Genomic DNA, 16,807 nt, shown 5'->3' with positions numbered 1-16,807 from the left:
CTATAAAGATATCTACTATAGCGCTCCCATTTATAGGAGTAACATAATGCTGACCGTAAACGAATATTTTGATGGCGCTGTAAAGTCGATCGGTTTTGACAATGCAGATGGCAAAGTGTCATCGGGTGTTATGGCCGCCGGAGAGTATGAATTCGGCACCTCAGAAAACGAACTCATGAAAGTGATTAGCGGTGAACTGGTCGTAAAACTACCCGGCAGCGATGAGTGGCAGTCCTTCCCTGGTGGTACTGAGTTCAAAGTGGCTGCTAACCAAAGCTTTCAGCTTAAAGTGGCTCAGCCGACAGCGTACCTGTGTTTCTACAGCTAAACAGCCCATAGAAACCTGCTTATATGAATTCGAATCACTTAAAATTTTTATTACTTGATTCGGATTCATATTGAATTGAATAAAAATCCATCAGATACCCCCTTTTGGGCCCCCCCTTTTCCTACCACACTGTGTTAACATAGCGCCCTTTCTTTTACGGCTAATCCAGTGATGTCTGCCACACACAGAAACATCACTACATTAAAATGAGATTCATACCATGAGCCAAAATACCTCTCTGGAAAAAAGCAAGATCAAGATTCTGCTGCTGGAGGGCGTGCACCAGTCAGCACTGGATACCCTGAATGCGCACGGCTACACCAATATTGAATACCTGACAGGCTCTCTGCCGGAAGCGGAACTGCTTGAGCGAGTGAAAGATGCGCACTTTATTGGCATTCGTTCACGTACCCAGCTGACCGAAGAAGTTTTTGCCGCAGCTGAGAAACTGGTCGCTGTCGGCTGTTTCTGTATCGGCACCAACCAGGTTAACCTGGCCGCCGCTACCATGCGGGGCGTTGCAGTATTTAACGCACCGTTCTCCAACACCCGTTCTGTTGCTGAACTGGTCATTGCAGAGGCGATCCTGTTGTTGCGGGGCGTCGCTGAGAAAAATGCCAAAGCACACCGTGGTGAGTGGCAGAAAACAGCCAAGAATTCATACGAAATCCGTGGTAAGAAGCTGGGTATCGTCGGTTACGGTAGCATCGGCTCACAACTGAGCGTTATCTCTGAATCCCTGGGTATGGATGTTTATTTCTACGATGTAGTGACCAAACTGCCACTGGGCAACGCTACTCAGCTAGGATCGATGAAAGAGTTGCTTAACACCTGTGACATCGTCTCTCTGCACGTACCAGAAACGCCTGCCACAAAAGATATGATGGGGGCAGCGCAGTTCGCTGAGATGAAGCAAGGCTCTATCTTTATCAACGCTGCCCGTGGCACTGTTGTAGTGATCGATGCGCTCTGCGAAGCATTGGCAGAACAGCGTCTGCTGGGCGCTGCAATTGACGTGTTCCCGGTTGAGCCTCGTACTAACGATGATGAGTTCATCTCACCTCTGCGCGAGTTCGACAATGTAATCCTGACACCACACGTCGGTGGTTCTACTCTGGAAGCACAGGAAAACATCGGTTACGAAGTCGCTGAAAAGCTGATCAAGTACAGTGATAATGGATCTTCCATTACCTCTGTTAACTTCCCTGAAGTATCTCTGCCAGAGCATCCGGACGTTCACCGTCTGTTGCACGTGCATGAGAACATCCCGGGTGTATTGAGTGCGATTAACAACGTATTCTCTGATAACAACATCAACATCAGTGGTCAGTACCTGCAAACCAATGAAAAGGTTGGCTATGTAGTCATTGATGTCGATGCAGACACCTCTCAAGTTGCTTTAAGCAAACTGAAGCAGGTAAACGGTACTATCCGCTGTCGTCGTTTGTTCTGATTGCATCCCGACTAAAAAAGGCAGCTCAGGCTGCCTTTTTTATTGTCTGACACTTTACTAGCGGGCCGACCGGTTCAATGCCTGCTCTATCAGGTTAAACACCTGTAATCGAATAGTCGTTTCCTCGTTAACCAGATGATGGTGTGCTTTCTGCAACAGCTTAATCTCCAGACCGGGATACAAGCGACCGATAACACCTAAGTTATGACGCCATTCCACCGTTTCATCTTCCACGCCCTGAATACATAAAGGCGTCGTTGGCAGATGAGCCAACTGTCGCTCTACATTTTCAACCCAGCGTAGCATCGCCCCAATCCAGCGCACCGGAACCCGATGATGCTGAAGCGGATCCTGATAACGAACAAAATCCAGAAAATCCTTATCTGCAGAGCTCGGTCCATAAGAGCGGGGAACAGAACGGATTAAAAACCGCAGCCAGCGATATTTTTTAGCGATCCCCTGCCAGCCACAAGGGCGCACCAACGGAGCGAGAAAAACCTGTTCCTGTACTGGCCAGTTATGATGCCCAAACTTCAACTGCTGTTCTATCAGTATTGCAGCCCCGGTACTCTGGCCCAGCAAGGCCCAGGGGGCTTGTAAACGATCCTGACGACTGTTCAACAGTTCCGTCAACTGGCTGGCATAGGTTTCAAAACTATCTATAGAGAGCGGCGCCCCTTGCGACAAACCGTGTCCGGGCAGGTCATAGATCAGAACGTCCCAACTATTTTCCAACAGATAGGAGATCAGATGACGATAAAGACCACTGTGATCAAAATAACCATGTAATACAACCACCGTTCCCCGGCTGTCATAACGGCTACAGTAGTGTTGTACAAACAAAGTACTGCCCTGCACTGTTTGCTGTGTCGCATAAAGCTTATGCCCGGCATGCAGTATCTGATTCAGCTGATAACATTCAAGGTACTCTTCCAGCATCTCGCTACTGCAAACACCTTCTTCCCGGTTATAGACAGGGAGCTTATTACGTAATGATGTGACATTTAACATCTGCATATCCATTCCCCTACTCTGTCACACCCACCCGCAACGCGCATCATGAAGCGCTGTTTACTCTATAATTTAGATCAGATTCACAACATATGCCTTGTGCAATCGCGTTAGGCGTATATAGTAATCCTGACTATCTGAAGGCAGAATTTATGCGACTGTTACTCATTTTCCTTATGTTGTTTAGCCTCAAAGGGTTCGCGGTTTCCTCCGAATTCACGGCTGAAATAAATCAACTGGAAACCCAGCTTCAGCAATTAGAAAATGATCCGGATAGTCCTTTCATCGAGGTCTACCAACAAGCTCTGCACCATATTCAAGAAGTGATAAGCCTGCGCGAGCAGGCACAGGATCTGCGCCGCGAAATTGAAACGCTGCCACAGCAACTGGAACAGGCAAAAAAATCTACACCTCAGTCTGACTCAGAACTCCCCGCCACAAACATTGCTGAAGATGAACTCCAGCCCCTGCTGGTCAAGACAAAAGCCAGACTTATCGATCTGGAGCAAAGCCGGGACGAGCTCAAGCGTACCCTGCGTGACAGCGACAAATATCTGTTAAGCCAGCGCGAAAAACAATCCTCATTAGAACAACAGCTTAACAGCTCTGTTCCCGCTACGCCTGCCGCCACACAAACAACAGAGCTGCAAAAGCTCAGAGATGAAGCATTCAGGTATAAGCAACTGGCACTGGAATCGGCGCTGGAAGTCACCGAGTTGGAAATACTGGCGCTTCCCGGCCGGACAGAGCTGGCGCTACTAAACCAAAAACATCTTGAAAGCAGTATTCAAAATTACACCCAATGGATAAACCAGGCGGAACTTCGACTACAGCAGGCAAACAGGGCTGCCGCTGAAAAAACCCTGAGCCAGCTTGATTCCTCGGAAACCGACAGTAACCCTGTACTCCAGCAGGCACTCAGCCGAAACAATGAAACCGCCGAACTGATCCGCCAGGGGCTTGCTGAAACAGAGAAAACCGCCCTTCGTCGAAAACAACTGGAACAGCAGCTACAGGTTATCCGCCAAACATATGAAGCGATTCAGTTACAGCTGGACTTAGGACTGGGCTATACCGGTTCTGAGGTGCGTAAACATATACAGCAGCTACCTAAAACACTGAAATCAACAACAACCCAAAACCGACTAAAAGAATTGCGTTTAAGTCAGTTAACCCTCAGCCAGCCTATCCAGCCACCCGCGACAGAAGGCCTATCGGCACAGCAACGAACCAAGCTCTCCGAATTGGAAGCCAGCCTGAGCGAACTGACACAGGAGCAACGCACACTTCAGCAAAAGCAGATCAGTGAACTGTCTCAATTACTCCTGATTCAGAAGCAGTTTAATCTGCAGATCAGCGACAGTAAGGCATTGTTTAACAAACACCTTCTCTGGCTCCCCAGCGCCGAGCCCATAACAGCACAATGGCCTGCGCAAATTCTAAGTGGCAGCCTCACCGTCGGTGGTGAATTGCCCCATTTGTTGCAGCCGCATTTTGATCAGCTTGCCAGCAAACTGTCACTGCCGATATCGCTGTTTCTGGCCTCTCTTGCGGTTGCCATATTCTGTCGCCGCTATCTGAACAGACGCCAGCCTCTCTGGTGTAAGCAGCTCGGCAATGTCAGCGAAGATCACATCAGCCATACCGTTCGTCCCTTGCTATACGGGCCGTTAGTTGCGCTCCCCATCCCCCTCTTCCTTTATACCCTCGGGAGGCAGCTAAACGGCGACGATGCACCTCTCCAGAACCTCTTTTATATGCTCGCCCTGATTAGCTGGCTCTATCTCACCGTCATGCAGTGGTTACAGCAACCCTACGGCCTGTTGCAGGGACAGTTTAGCCTGCCACCAAGCACCACCAGCACTTTGAAAAAACGGCTTCGTGGATTGTTCTGGGTTAACACCCCCCTGATTGCCATTCTCTTTCTACTCGACCTCAGTGGCAGCGATATCGTTACCGCAGGCCCTGCACGACTTACCCTGTTGCTGATCACTATCGGTTTTACACTATTCTGGATCAGCCTGAGGCATACCGCATCACAGCGGCTGGACAGTGTTGATAAGTCAGGGTTCTGGAGCAACATCAGCCTCTGGATCGGTATCATTATCGCATTCAATATTGCGATGGCCGGGCTGATTCTCTGGGGCTACACCCTGTCCGCCAGCATTCTCATTGGGTTGATGTTTCTCCTGGTCTGTATCGGCATTCTTGCCTACCTGATTTTTCATTTGGGACGGCGCTGGCTGCTGATAGAGGAACGCAAGCTGCATTTTGCTCAGGCGCTGGCCCGCCGAGCGGAAATACTCTCCGCCCGGGAGGAGCAAAAAGATCCGCCACCGCCCCTGCAAGAGAACTTTATCGATCTTCAGACCATCTCAGAACAGGGCACCATGCTGTTAAAGACAGTGACGACACTGATCTTTCTGACACTGGCCTGGTTCACCCTCGGCTGGACTCTTCCGGCGCTGGACGTGCTGGACACTGTCACACTCTGGACCACCGAGAGCGCGGAAGAGGGCGTACTGAGCCTGATCACCCTGAAACAGATAGTCTTTGCTCTGGCGGCGCTAACCATCACCTTCATAGCCGCACGCAACCTGCCCAGCCTGGTAGAGCTACTGATCCTCAATTACCTGCCCCTGGCGCACGGAACCAGTTTTGCCATCTCAACCCTGCTGAAGTACTCCCTTATCATCATTGGCCTGATCAGTTTTCTTAACTTTCTCGGCCTCGAATGGGGCAAATTGCAGTGGCTGATCGCAGCGATGGGTGTTGGCTTGGGCTTTGGTCTGCAAGAGATCGTCGCAAACTTCGTTTCGGGTCTGATCATTCTGTTCGAGAAGCCGGTACGCATCGGCGATACCGTCACTATCGGTGGCGTAACCGGCAGCGTCAGCCGCATTCAGATCAGGGCAACCACGATCACTGACTGGGATCGTAAAGAGGTCATCATCCCTAATAAGACGTTTATCACCGACCAGCTGATCAACTGGTCATTGACGGACGCCATTACCCGGGTGGTTATCCCCGTCGGTGTCGCCTACGGCTCAGATACCGATCAGGTCACAAAACTGTTGCTGCAGGCCGCAGAAGCAAGCAACAACGTCCTCTCAGAACCCGAGCCGATGGCCTATTTCCTCGCCTTTGGCAACAGCACTCTGGATTTTGAACTGCGCACCTATATCAGCTCAATGGATATGCGCACCCGGACAATTCATGAACTGCATCTGGCGATCGATCAACTATTCCGTGAACACAATATAGAGGTCGCCTTCCCTCAGATGGATCTACATCTGAAAAGCAACGATGCCGATAAAAACAACGATACTGATGATAAACACTGAGTAATATCATCACTATAAAAACAGAGCAAAAGGAAAACTGCTATGAGCGAAAGCCAGAATCGCCGATCATTATACCAATGCCAGATACCGGTTCGCTGGGGCGATATGGATGCCTACGGGCACGTTAATAACGCACTTTATATGCGCTACTTAGAGGAAGCGCGGGTTCAGCTTCTGGCCAAGATTGGTGCGAGCATGGATGGCAACGGTACCGATCCAGTGGTGATCAATGTCGGCTGTACTTTTTTACGGCCAATCAACTACCCAGCGACGATAAACATAAATTGTTTAATCGGTGAGATCGGTCGCAGCAGCTTTATGGTCTGGTACGAACTCAGTACCGCCGAAAACCCTGATGAATTATGCAGTGAAGGCTACTCAAAAGTAGTGTGGATGGATCATAACACTGGTCGTTCCGTGCCTCTGCCAGATATAATCCGTGACAATATTTCTTAATATGTAAAGCAAGGAGAAAAGCGCGAATGAATGATGTTGCTGAGATGCAAAAGGACAAAGGCGGCAATGCCAAAATCATCTACATCCTCTATCTGGTAAGTCTGGTATTGGGTATCACCGGCCTGATCGGTCTGATTATGGCGTATATCAATAAAGGCGACGCTCCTGAGTGGTTAAAGACCCATTACCAGTGGCAGATCCGAACGTTCTGGATGGGTGTGCTATATACAGTGATCGGCCTGATCACAACGGGCATCATGATCGGCTTCCTGATCCTGCTGTTCAACCTTATCTGGTTTATCGTCCGCTGTGTCAAAGGCCTGAGCGCTCTTGATAAACAGCAGCCTCTGCCCCAGCCTACCAGCTGGTTGTTCTGAGTATCAGAGCAACAAGTCCGCGATAAAAAAGCTGCCTGTGGCGGCTTTTTTTTAGCACAAAAGACGACCACCCCCAGTCCTCTCCGGCACTTTTCCACAATGTGAAATGAATACCCCCCCTTCTAGGGAGTAAACCTCATACTTTAGGCTTGGTCAGGGGCGACAGGCCTGCTTAATTACGATATTGTTGCAACGCACAAGCCGTCAAAGACCAGCCGCGCTGATAGGAGCCACTGGATTTCGGCATACAAAAAACGATCTGATCCGGTTGCCTCCCTCCGGATTCGGGACTACTACAACGGGGCAGTAAATTATGAGTCAACGTATTCAAGCTGGCGGCCTTCAGGTTGCTGAGGTGCTTTACAACTTTGTAAACCAGCAGGTTATTCCGGGTACCGGCGTTACCGAAGAGCAGTTCTGGTCGGGACTGGACGCAATCGTTCACGATCTGGCGCCTAAAAACCGTGCACTGCTGGCCAAGCGTGATGCTATTCAAGAGCAAATTGATAGCTGGCACCGGGAAAACCGGGCGAGCGGTTTTGACTTTGCCGCCTACAAAGCTTTCCTGCAGGAGATCAATTACCTGCTGCCTGAAGGCGAAGACTTCTCCGCTACAACCAGCAATGTTGATCCGGAAATGGCCACCATGGCAGGTCCTCAACTGGTAGTGCCCGTCATGAATGCTCGCTTCGCACTGAACGCTGCGAATGCCCGCTGGGGCAGCCTGTATGACGCGCTCTACGGCACCGATGCGATCTCCGAGGCCGATGGCGCTGATATTACCGCGGCATATAACCCGGTACGTGGCGCGAAAGTCATCGAATTTGCCCGTAACACCCTGAATGAAGCAGCCCCTCTGGCTGCTGGCTGCCACAAAGACTCGGTGCGTTACAGCATCGTCGACAACAAGCTGGTAATCACCCTGACAAACGGCACAGAAACCGGTCTGCAGGATGAATCACAGCTGATCGGTTACAACGGTGATGCCGCTGCACCCAGCTCAATACTGCTGAAACACAACGGCCTGCATCTGGATATTAAAGTAGACCGTAGCAGCCAGATAGGCTCTACCGATGCTGCAGGTATCAGCGATATCGTCGTCGAAGCCGCGCTAACCGCGATTATGGACTGTGAAGACTCCGTTGCTGCGGTCGATGCTGAAGACAAGGTCGTTGCTTATAAAAACTGGCTGGGACTGATGAAGGGCGACCTGACTGAAGAGGTCTCAAAAGGTGGTAAAACCTTCACCCGCAGCATGAACCCCGACCGTAAGTACACCGGTGTTGATGGCACAGAAGTAAGCCTGAAGGGCCGCAGCCTGATGTTCGTGCGTAACGTTGGTCATCTGATGACCAACAACGCCATTATTGACAAAGAAGGCTATGAGATCCCTGAAGGAATCATGGACGGCATGCTTACCAGCCTGATCTCCATCCACGATGTCAAAGGTACCGGTCAGTTCAGCAACACCACCACCGGCTCTATGTATATCGTTAAGCCGAAGATGCACGGACCGGAAGAAGTAGCGTTCGCCAACGAACTGTTTGGTCGTATCGAAACTGCGCTGGGTCTGGACACTTTCACCCTGAAAATGGGCATCATGGATGAAGAACGTCGTACCACGGTTAACCTGAAAGAGTGTATCCGCGCTGCCAAAGACCGTGTTGTCTTTATCAACACCGGTTTCCTGGACCGTACCGGCGACGAGATTCATACCTCAATGGAAGCCGGCCCGATGATTCGCAAAGGCGAAATGAAAGCCGCTGCCTGGATTGGCGCTTACGAGGACTGGAACGTCGATAACGGATTAGCTTGTGGCCTGCAGGGTCGTGCGCAGATCGGTAAAGGTATGTGGGCGATTCCTGATCAGATGGCCAACATGCTGGAAGCCAAGATCGCGCATCCACTGTCCGGCGCTAACACCGCCTGGGTTCCATCACCGACGGCTGCGGCACTGCACGCATTGCATTATCACAAGGTTGATGTATTTGCCCGCCAGGAAGAACTGAAAATTCGTGATCGCGCCAGCCTGGACGATATCCTCACTGTGCCGGTTGCAACTGACCCTAACTGGTCTGCCGATGAGATTCAGAACGAGCTGGACAACAATGCTCAGGGACTCCTTGGCTATGTTGTGCGCTGGGTTGATGACGGCATTGGCTGTTCCAAAGTGCCTGATATCAACGATGTAGGCCTGATGGAAGACCGCGCAACACTGCGGATCTCCAGCCAGCACATCACTAACTGGCTGCATCACGGCATCTGCTCTGAAGCGCAGGTAATGGAAACACTGCAGCGAATGGCTGCGGTCGTTGATCGTCAGAACGCTGCCGATCCGGGTTACCGCCCAATGGCGCCGGACTTCGATAACAGCGTTGCTTTCCAGGCTGCATTGGAACTGGTGATTCAGGGTCGTATTCAGCCAAACGGTTACACCGAGCCGGTCTTGCACCGTCGTCGCCTTGAAGCTAAAGCAAAGCAGGGTAAATAAGGCCGAACATCAGCCTTAACACAGACTCTTATAAGAGATAAAAACCGCGCACTGCGCGGTTTTTTTTGGTCTCCCTGACCGTAGCGATTACACTACCCCTATGACGTATTCGATAGAACAGACTGCAGTGCAATCAGTAGCACAACCCCTGACCAACTTTATCCATCAACATCCCCGGCTGTTTATTCTTACCGGTGCCGGCTGTAGTACCCAGTCCGGGATTCCGGATTACCGGGACAAAAATGGTGAGTGGAAACGTCAGCCACCGGTCCAGCACCGGGACTTTATGACCCGTCATACGACCCGGCAGCGATTCTGGGCCAGAAGCCTGATCGGCTGGCCGTTAATGGCGAATGCCCGGCCCAACGCGGTGCATGAAAGTTTGCAACTATTAGAGCAGAAAGGTTATTGCCAGCAGCTGGTCACCCAGAATGTCGATCGGCTACATCAGCAAGCCGGGCAACAACAGGTAATCGACCTGCACGGGCGCTCCGATCAGGTCATTTGTATGGCCTGTAACCAACTCCATGATCGCAACCAGATACACCGGCAGATGGCTGATGAGAACCCGGCGTTTGCCCAGTACACCGCTACGGCAGCACCGGACGGCGATGCCGATCTGGACGGCATCGATTTCAGCGGTTTCAAGGTGACTAACTGCCCCGAGTGTGACGGCATGTTGAAGCCAAATGTCGTATTTTTCGGCGATAACGTACCCAAAGAGCGGGTTTTCAGCGCATTGAATAGCCTCAAACAATCGGACGCACTACTGGTTGTCGGTTCATCACTGATGGTTTACTCCGGCTTTCGCTTCTGCAAACAAGCGGCGCAACTGAATATCCCTATCGCAGCGATCACCCGGGGAAAAACCCGCGCCGACGAACTCCTCTCGCTAAAACTGGACGGTGATATCAGCGAGTTTCTCCAACCCAGCGCAAAGGCACTGAAGCCTCTTATCTCTGCCGGATAATCGGCCTGCCTATCGCACGCGACAAAGCAGCGATAATCACCCATATCAGGTATACTGGCGGCCAATTGAATCCTGATCCCGAGTACACCGTGTCTGATACCTCTTTTTCCTCCCTGAACCTGCCTCCTACTATGCTCAGCAACCTGGCTGACCTTGGCTACAAGGAGATGACCCCGATCCAGGCACGCAGCCTGCCTCACGCCCTGGCCGATAAAGATATTATTGCCAAAGCAAAAACCGGTAGCGGTAAAACCGCCGCCTTTGGTATCGGACTGCTGCTAAAAATCAATCAGCGGGACTTCGGTACTCAGGCATTAGTGCTCTGCCCCACCCGGGAACTCAGTACCCAGGTAGCGCAGGAGATTCGTCGCCTGGCACGGTTTAAGAACAATCTGAAACTAGTGACCCTCTGTGGCGGCCAGTCGGTCGGCCCGCAGATCGGTTCACTGGAACATGGCGCGCATATCATCGTTGGCACCCCCGGCCGTATTCAGGATTTGATCCGTAAAGGCAAACTGGATCTGTCCCGGTGCACGACCGTTGTCCTCGACGAAGCGGACCGGATGCTCGATATGGGCTTTTACGAGCAGATCGATGGAGTGATCAGAAATACCCCAAAAAAACGTCAAACCCTGCTGTTCTCAGCCACCTACCCTGATGGCATTAAAAAGCTCAGTTCAGATCTTCAGGTCGATCCGGTCGAAATCACCGTCGAATCAGTGCACAGCACCAGTCAGATCGAGCAGTCCTTCTACAGCCTGGAGAAAACCAAAAAACCAGACGCGCTGGCGCGGGTGCTGAGCCACTTCAGCCCTGAATCCACTGTCATTTTCTGCAACACCAAAGATCAGTGCCGGGAAGTGTCAGACCACCTGCGTAACCTGGGCTACTTCGCCGCAGCCCTGCACGGTGATCTGGATCAGCGTGACCGCGATCAGGTACTGGTACAGTTTGCCAACCGCAGCAATACCATCCTTATCGCCACTGATGTAGCCGCCCGTGGACTGGACATCAGCGACCTGTCGCTGGTCATCAATTACGACCTGCCCCGTGATCCGGAAATCTATGTACACCGTATCGGACGTACCGGCCGTGCCGGAAAAGAGGGCATGGCAATCAGCCTCTACCGTGATTCCGAACAGTATAAGCTGGATACCATCAGTGAATACCTGTCGCAAATGCTCCAGACCGAGTCACTCAGCCGTCTGAAAAAGACCAGCACCGATGAACCGATAAAACCGGTTATGCGAACTCTCTGCATCGCCGGTGGTCGAAAAGATAAGATACGTCCAGGCGATATCCTCGGCGCACTGACCGGTGAAGCCGGCATTGATGGCAGTGTGGTAGGTAAAATTAATATCTATGACTATGCTGCCTATGTAGCCGTAAAACGGGAAGAAGCCCGTAAAGCGCATAGCCGACTGGTGGACGGCAAGATCAAAGGCCGCCGTTTTAAAGTAAGAATGCTGTAAAAAAGTTTACTCGGTCAACGAAGGTATTTTAATATGGCTGTAGCATCAGCGCGGCATATTCTGGTGAAGACAAAAGCGGAAGCCGACAAGCTTAAGCAACAATTGGAGAAAGGGGAGGACTTTGCCCGTCTGGCAAAACGTTACTCTATCTGCAACTCTGCCAAACGGGGTGGTGATCTGGGCGAATTCCGGCCAGGCACCATGGTAAAAGCGTTCGACAATGTGGTTTTCCGCAAGAAAGTACTGGAAATCCACGGACCGGTGAAAACAAAGTTTGGTTTTCATCTTATTCAGACCCTCTATCGCAGCTAAGCCATTAACTGCGATACAGTCGCCAACTTAAGGAGATAATTCCTATGAAACCGGCCAAGAAACAGAAACAACACCCCAAGTTTATCGAAGCGATGCAGAAACTCTCTGCCATGAATGAAGATGAACGCCTTTCCGAGGAAAACAAAGAACTCTTCGACCAGGCTATCGCCTATGCACCGCTGGAAGCACAACCAGCGCTGGTCGCTATTCAGAGGAAATATGAGGAAGTTCATTAAGGTTTAAGGGCTGAGACGTGGCTAGAACGGGCTTCGCCCTTGCTAGTAGCTCGTTGCTAGAAAAAGCTTAAGATCAAAAGATTAAAGAGAGCCCTAGGCTCTCTTTTTTGTTTGCGAAAAACCAATCTTGAAAGGATACTTTATTATTGTGTTTGGTAGAGATGTAGGAGGTCGAATCTTGCATAAAATTAGACCTATCAATAAGTTATTCCGTATCGCGTCTTAATGGTGCCTGTTTGTCCATCAAAAAACTTATTGTATTCGTTGAGAGTCATACTGCGAATTGAAGCAATCGTTGTCTCCATATACTCTTTTTTTTCAAGAGTCATATTTTCAAGCATAAGCATCCGATTCGTTGCTGATAGAGCGTAATACCATACGTACGCAATTGCTAATCCAGTGTATAGGCTGCTTCTATTCAGCACTAATGAACTATTAATATGAGAATATAGATCAGGAACATCAATGCTCGTTAATGCTCCTTCTATAAAATCTATGTTGCCCCAACACTCATCATATACTTGATACATTCTATCAAGTTCTCTTATTAATACTTCAGACTCTATAGTGATTATATAAGGGGAAGGGTGAAGCCCATGTAACGTAATGGCCAAATGTACCTTACTAAATAGTTCTAATATGTCAGATGGTTTGATATAAGGTATGTTTTCGAGATCTAGATATACATCCATTTTATGGAAGATTGAGGAATATCTCTCAGTGCAAAAATTTAAGAGTTCCAAAGGCTCATTTTCAACATCATGATACAACTGTTTAATTATGATGTTGGGGTCTATATCTGGAAGATTAGGAGTAAATGAACCAAGTATTGTGTTTGGGTAAATATCTTTATAAAAGGATTCGATAGATACCCATCCTTTAGGTGCGTCTTCTGAATATGACTTTTTGAACTCTTCTAAGTGTTTGAAGTGATTTGAAAATATATTCTGATTAGACTGAACATCAATTTGGCGAGCTGTTTGAGATGACCTGTGAATAGATGCAACCATTGCAACAAATGGAATTGAGAGCCCTGCGATGGCAATAGGTAGTTTAAGTTCTATGAGAAGAGTGTTTATTTGTGATGCAGAAAAGCCAAAAATCAGCTCCGGACTAAAAAAGGAAATAACAAAGGCAAGATCCAAAGCTATAAGAATTGGACTAAATAGAGCTAGCCAAAAGTAAAAAGTTTTGTGTAATTTAGGATTGTTTCTATTCTTCATTAGAAATCCATCGTCCATGATTAAAGAGATCAAGGTGAAGCTCCCCAGTTTAACGGATACTTTAAATTAGCGACAATATCGTCAAAGGAGAGGCTGTTCAAAATTCTGTTAGCTAAAAACTAATGTTATAAGTCGATATGCTCATCTAATCGGCCACTAAAACGAATGGAATCAATCGGGTCAGAGTCATTGATTCACATATCCTGAATTAAAGGGGTCAAAGCCCTTTAACTTAATATTTTTTTGCTAGGTATCTTCACCTACCTCTCTTCGAAGCTTTTCAAGGCTCAAACGGGCTATTTCATCTTGAATTGGCTGAACCTCGGTGTGCCATTTTTTGAACCCATAGAACATCATGAAAATCCCTATCGCAATTACACCACCTAAACTATATAAGTAGAACTTCTTATTGTCTTGAGCTACTTCTAGCTTTTTCTGTAAGAAATTAAAACGTGTTTCCTGTAATACCGTTCGTGCTGGATCAGCTCTTAGTGTTTCGTATTCAACTCCAACATCAAACACAAAATCATTTGTAGACCTGTTTACATAAAGTGTTGACCCAATGCCAAATATCAATATAAGCAATCCGAACAAAGCGTAGAACTTGAATATATTATCCGTTGGTAACGGTATACGGCTCTCCATGTGTAGCATTCCTTAAAATAAATGGGGCCCGTTGATACAAAAGAAAAGCCTAAAGGCAGCTACTGCATTCTCGTCCACTGAAAATGAGCGGGCTCATTGGTCAGTTGCATAGCCGAGCTATACATATCCATTCACTGAGTGTGCCTTAAATATGAAAACCATACAAATTGGCTGATTAACGATTCGGCACGGACATACTCCCCCTCTGTGCAGCCGAGCATTGCAGCTTAGGAACGGGTTGAGCGAGGACTGTCTGAGCCCGTTTTTTGGGCGAGTTTATAGCCGCAAGCGGCTACCCTTCGGGCCAGCTGAAGCTGTTCAGGCTTCGCCTGTCGCAGCGCCGTTTCTAAGCGAAACGCGCAGGAGAGTCGGCGAAGCCGATCCAACAGCGGGCGCGGTTTTAGATTGTTAAGACTTTTGGGCGCCCAAAAGTCTTGACCCGATCGGCGAGAGCGGAACAAGAAGTAATGAATTACTGCGGCAATGAAATAAACCTCCCAAATATCAGAGCCTAAACCACCGTAAGGGCATGATTACTACAGAAGCCTGCCGTTCTTGCCCTCATAGCGAAAAATAACTAAACCTTTGAGATTTCGATACGCAGGACTGCTCCTCTTGATACTATTTACCAGTGTTTACTTGTGTATGAAAAAATTCTATCGACCTTTTTATTTCTTTGGCTTGGCAGCCGGTTTCTTCAAACGCTTGATTCACCGCTTGGCTAGCGTGTTCTATATCAGTATCGAACATTTCCTTTATTTGATCATAGGTGATGTCTCGCTGATTTATCGACAGATCCAAAGCAGCATTGTTAGAGGCTAGTAAATACCAAGCATTAAATCTATTAAGCTCTTTAGACGTCGGTTCGATGCATTTGTTAACCGCCGCAAAGGCTAAGTGAAACGGGTGAACCGTTTGAAGAGCGTCAGCTTTTGCAGATACCGGTATTGATAAGACTGATAGGGCTACAGCTACTAATAATTTTTTCATAACACGTCCTCTGTGTTGTCTGTAATCAATGGACAGAGTAATCGATTTTTGATTCAAAAAACAATGAGTAGTAGAGCTAAGGATCAGGCCTACCATTTAGTTAGTAAATCAATAAATTGAGCCTAGAACCTGGCACGGATGAGTCCCCCTCTGTGCAGCCGAGCATTGCAGGTTTTCAATGAATAGCATGGGGAACTGTCTGAGGGCGCGAAGCAACCGAGTTATTATAGCCGCAAGCGGCTACCCTTCGGGCCAGCTAAAGCTGTTGAAAGGTCTTGCCCCCCCAGCAAGGCGGAACAGGAAGATTAGATACACCTCGATAATCAATGGGTATCCGAAGCTGAGTCAGATTATCTCTGATTGTGCACCTTACCTACTGACGACTTTATCGCGACGAGGCGTCGCTCCCACAAGGGAGTCGGCGGAGCCGACCAAGCAGCGGGAGCGGTTTTAGGTTGTTGAGACTTTTGGGCGCCCAAAAGTCTCCTCTCTTTTCATAAGAAGCGATCAGCAAGGCGGAACAAGAAGTAATGGAGCACTACTGCAAGGAAATAAACTAATCCACCATCAGGATATAAATTGGAGAATCCACGTGGGGACACAGCTCCTACTGGAGAAGAGATCAGCATTTAAAGAATCCCAGGCAAGCTGACCGTACTGATAGCCAAGAAGAAAAAGACAGCAATAAAAAGGTAGCCTGCACCATGAATGGCAGCCAATGAACCACACACTGTTTTTAACCGACCAGACTCTGTTACCAGAGCAATCACCAGCATGAAGATCCCCACCCACCAGCCAACGTACAACATGTACATTATGCCGAGTAAAAAGATGAAATCACCGCCTATAAAATTACCCAAATAGTCCGGCATAATTAAAGAGGCAGTAATAACCAGGGCAATTAACGATACGCTAAAGACAGTAAAAGAAGAGCACTGTTTATTATTCAAAATAATTCCTTTTATTTTGAGGTGGGATCAGAGTCACTGATTTAGATATTCACCTGAGTGTGCCTTAAGCAGACAGGTCATTCAAACATCTGTATCAATAAACAGGCTCAATGATAGCGCCTCTACTGTGCAGGCTGTCTGACAGCGGGCAGTGTTGGATTATTAAAATACCGGGCACAAAAACAGCCTATTTATTGCGATCGAAGATCTTTCAACTGCTTTAAAACCTCGTGAGCATCGGCACTCAAAGGCAGCTTCGATATCGCTAATAACTCTTGCCGTGTATGCCCCATATCCTCAAGGATGTGATCATCATAGCGAAGCAGGCCGACTAGAACCTGGCGGCGGCAATAGCCTGCATACCAGTCTTTTAAGGCCTGAATGAACGGCAGCGAACGAAGTCTGGCGTTAACCCTCTCTTCAATCGCCTGAAGGCTAGTGGTCGGTGTTTTGGTAGTCCTCATTTCATGGCACAACATAGCGATGCTCCTCTATTCACCCCCAACGCCCCGCGCTGGAAGTCATTAAAAACTGTTGAATGAGTCGCGA

Annotated in this window: 16 protein-coding genes; 10 read left to right on the top strand and 6 right to left on the bottom strand. The window is 48.7% G+C overall.

All coding sequences use genetic code 11. The features are described from left to right. Positions 1 to 46: 46 nt before the first annotated feature. Complete coding sequence (gene ppnP, locus AMJAP_RS01490; RefSeq protein WP_019620946.1) at positions 47 to 328, top strand: pyrimidine/purine nucleoside phosphorylase; 282 nt, start codon at positions 47 to 49, stop codon at positions 326 to 328. Between the two features lie 220 nt (positions 329 to 548). Further along, a complete protein-coding gene (serA, locus tag AMJAP_RS01485; RefSeq protein ID WP_019620947.1) occupies positions 549 to 1,781 on the top strand; it encodes a phosphoglycerate dehydrogenase in 1,233 nt (410 codons plus the stop codon). A gap of 57 nt (positions 1,782 to 1,838) precedes the next feature. On the opposite strand, the gene AMJAP_RS01480 is transcribed toward serA, so the two are convergent. Next, entirely contained in the window at positions 1,839 to 2,798 is a 960-nt protein-coding gene (locus AMJAP_RS01480; protein ID WP_169336940.1) for an alpha/beta hydrolase, read from the bottom strand. Positions 2,799 to 2,944: 146 nt separating this feature from the next. On the opposite strand from AMJAP_RS01480, the gene AMJAP_RS01475 reads away from it, so the two are divergent. From AMJAP_RS01475 to AMJAP_RS01440, 8 genes are all read left to right on the top strand, one after another. Then, complete coding sequence (locus AMJAP_RS01475) at positions 2,945 to 6,136, top strand: mechanosensitive ion channel domain-containing protein (RefSeq protein ID WP_169336941.1); 3,192 nt, start codon at positions 2,945 to 2,947, stop codon at positions 6,134 to 6,136. A gap of 42 nt (positions 6,137 to 6,178) precedes the next feature. Continuing rightward, positions 6,179 to 6,592 (top strand): acyl-CoA thioesterase, encoded by a 414-nt coding sequence (locus AMJAP_RS01470; protein ID WP_019620950.1) that lies wholly within the window; start codon positions 6,179 to 6,181, stop codon positions 6,590 to 6,592. A gap of 26 nt (positions 6,593 to 6,618) precedes the next feature. Then, positions 6,619 to 6,969 (top strand): DUF4870 family protein, encoded by a 351-nt coding sequence (locus AMJAP_RS01465; RefSeq protein ID WP_019620951.1) that lies wholly within the window; start codon positions 6,619 to 6,621, stop codon positions 6,967 to 6,969. A gap of 313 nt (positions 6,970 to 7,282) precedes the next feature. After that, positions 7,283 to 9,460 (top strand): malate synthase G, encoded by a 2,178-nt coding sequence (locus AMJAP_RS01460; RefSeq protein WP_019620952.1) that lies wholly within the window; start codon positions 7,283 to 7,285, stop codon positions 9,458 to 9,460. 100 nt (positions 9,461 to 9,560) lie between these two features. After that, positions 9,561 to 10,430 (top strand): NAD-dependent protein deacetylase, encoded by an 870-nt coding sequence (locus AMJAP_RS01455; RefSeq protein ID WP_051088394.1) that lies wholly within the window; start codon positions 9,561 to 9,563, stop codon positions 10,428 to 10,430. 65 nt (positions 10,431 to 10,495) lie between these two features. Further along, the gene (dbpA, locus tag AMJAP_RS01450) at positions 10,496 to 11,902 is read left to right on the top strand and encodes an ATP-dependent RNA helicase DbpA (RefSeq protein WP_019620954.1); all 1,407 of its coding nucleotides are present in this window, start codon (positions 10,496 to 10,498) and stop codon (positions 11,900 to 11,902) included. A gap of 33 nt (positions 11,903 to 11,935) precedes the next feature. Then, entirely contained in the window at positions 11,936 to 12,214 is a 279-nt protein-coding gene (locus tag AMJAP_RS01445) for a peptidylprolyl isomerase (protein ID WP_019620955.1), read from the top strand. A 44-nt stretch (positions 12,215 to 12,258) separates the two neighbouring features. After that, the gene (locus tag AMJAP_RS01440; RefSeq protein WP_019620956.1) at positions 12,259 to 12,450 is read left to right on the top strand and encodes a hypothetical protein; all 192 of its coding nucleotides are present in this window, start codon (positions 12,259 to 12,261) and stop codon (positions 12,448 to 12,450) included. A gap of 197 nt (positions 12,451 to 12,647) precedes the next feature. On the opposite strand, the gene AMJAP_RS01435 is transcribed toward AMJAP_RS01440, so the two are convergent. The 5 genes from AMJAP_RS01435 to AMJAP_RS01415 all read right to left on the bottom strand — a co-directional run bounded on the left by AMJAP_RS01435 (position 12,648) and on the right by AMJAP_RS01415 (position 16,737). Next, positions 12,648 to 13,673: a hypothetical protein gene (locus tag AMJAP_RS01435; protein WP_156815139.1), complete on the bottom strand. Its 1,026-nt coding sequence runs from the start codon at positions 13,671 to 13,673 to the stop codon at positions 12,648 to 12,650. A 246-nt stretch (positions 13,674 to 13,919) separates the two neighbouring features. Next, the gene (locus AMJAP_RS01430; RefSeq protein ID WP_019620958.1) at positions 13,920 to 14,318 is read right to left on the bottom strand and encodes a hypothetical protein; all 399 of its coding nucleotides are present in this window, start codon (positions 14,316 to 14,318) and stop codon (positions 13,920 to 13,922) included. A 621-nt stretch (positions 14,319 to 14,939) separates the two neighbouring features. Further along, a complete protein-coding gene (locus AMJAP_RS01425; protein WP_019620959.1) occupies positions 14,940 to 15,308 on the bottom strand; it encodes a hypothetical protein in 369 nt (122 codons plus the stop codon). A 629-nt stretch (positions 15,309 to 15,937) separates the two neighbouring features. Continuing rightward, entirely contained in the window at positions 15,938 to 16,258 is a 321-nt protein-coding gene (locus AMJAP_RS01420) for a hypothetical protein (protein ID WP_019620960.1), read from the bottom strand. 191 nt (positions 16,259 to 16,449) lie between these two features. Beyond that, positions 16,450 to 16,737 carry a hypothetical protein gene (locus AMJAP_RS01415; protein ID WP_019620961.1) on the bottom strand — a complete coding sequence of 96 codons (288 nt, stop codon included), beginning with the start codon at positions 16,735 to 16,737 and terminating at the stop codon, positions 16,450 to 16,452. Between the last annotated feature and the right edge of the window lie 70 nt (positions 16,738 to 16,807).

This window comes from Amphritea japonica ATCC BAA-1530, assembly GCF_016592435.1.
GTDB lineage: Bacteria > Pseudomonadota > Gammaproteobacteria > Pseudomonadales > Balneatricaceae > Amphritea > Amphritea japonica.
This window is presented reverse-complemented; position numbering and strand designations above follow the sequence as displayed.

Bases quoted from the DNA above. Each gene is read 5' to 3' on its own strand.
- ppnP (WP_019620946.1), top strand. From the start codon at position 47: ATGCTGACCGTAAACGAATATTTTGATGGCGCTGTAAAGTCGATCGGT.
- serA (WP_019620947.1), top strand. From the start codon at position 549: ATGAGCCAAAATACCTCTCTGGAAAAAAGCAAGATCAAGATTCTGCTG.
- AMJAP_RS01480 (WP_169336940.1), bottom strand. From the start codon at position 2,798: ATGCAGATGTTAAATGTCACATCATTACGTAATAAGCTCCCTGTCTAT.
- AMJAP_RS01475 (WP_169336941.1), top strand. From the start codon at position 2,945: ATGCGACTGTTACTCATTTTCCTTATGTTGTTTAGCCTCAAAGGGTTC.
- AMJAP_RS01470 (WP_019620950.1), top strand. From the start codon at position 6,179: ATGAGCGAAAGCCAGAATCGCCGATCATTATACCAATGCCAGATACCG.
- AMJAP_RS01465 (WP_019620951.1), top strand. From the start codon at position 6,619: ATGAATGATGTTGCTGAGATGCAAAAGGACAAAGGCGGCAATGCCAAA.
- AMJAP_RS01460 (WP_019620952.1), top strand. From the start codon at position 7,283: ATGAGTCAACGTATTCAAGCTGGCGGCCTTCAGGTTGCTGAGGTGCTT.
- AMJAP_RS01455 (WP_051088394.1), top strand. From the start codon at position 9,561: ATGACGTATTCGATAGAACAGACTGCAGTGCAATCAGTAGCACAACCC.
- AMJAP_RS01445 (WP_019620955.1), top strand. From the start codon at position 11,936: ATGGCTGTAGCATCAGCGCGGCATATTCTGGTGAAGACAAAAGCGGAA.
- AMJAP_RS01440 (WP_019620956.1), top strand. From the start codon at position 12,259: ATGAAACCGGCCAAGAAACAGAAACAACACCCCAAGTTTATCGAAGCG.
- AMJAP_RS01435 (WP_156815139.1), bottom strand. From the start codon at position 13,673: ATGAAGAATAGAAACAATCCTAAATTACACAAAACTTTTTACTTTTGG.
- AMJAP_RS01430 (WP_019620958.1), bottom strand. From the start codon at position 14,318: ATGGAGAGCCGTATACCGTTACCAACGGATAATATATTCAAGTTCTAC.
- AMJAP_RS01425 (WP_019620959.1), bottom strand. From the start codon at position 15,308: ATGAAAAAATTATTAGTAGCTGTAGCCCTATCAGTCTTATCAATACCG.
- AMJAP_RS01415 (WP_019620961.1), bottom strand. From the start codon at position 16,737: ATGTTGTGCCATGAAATGAGGACTACCAAAACACCGACCACTAGCCTT.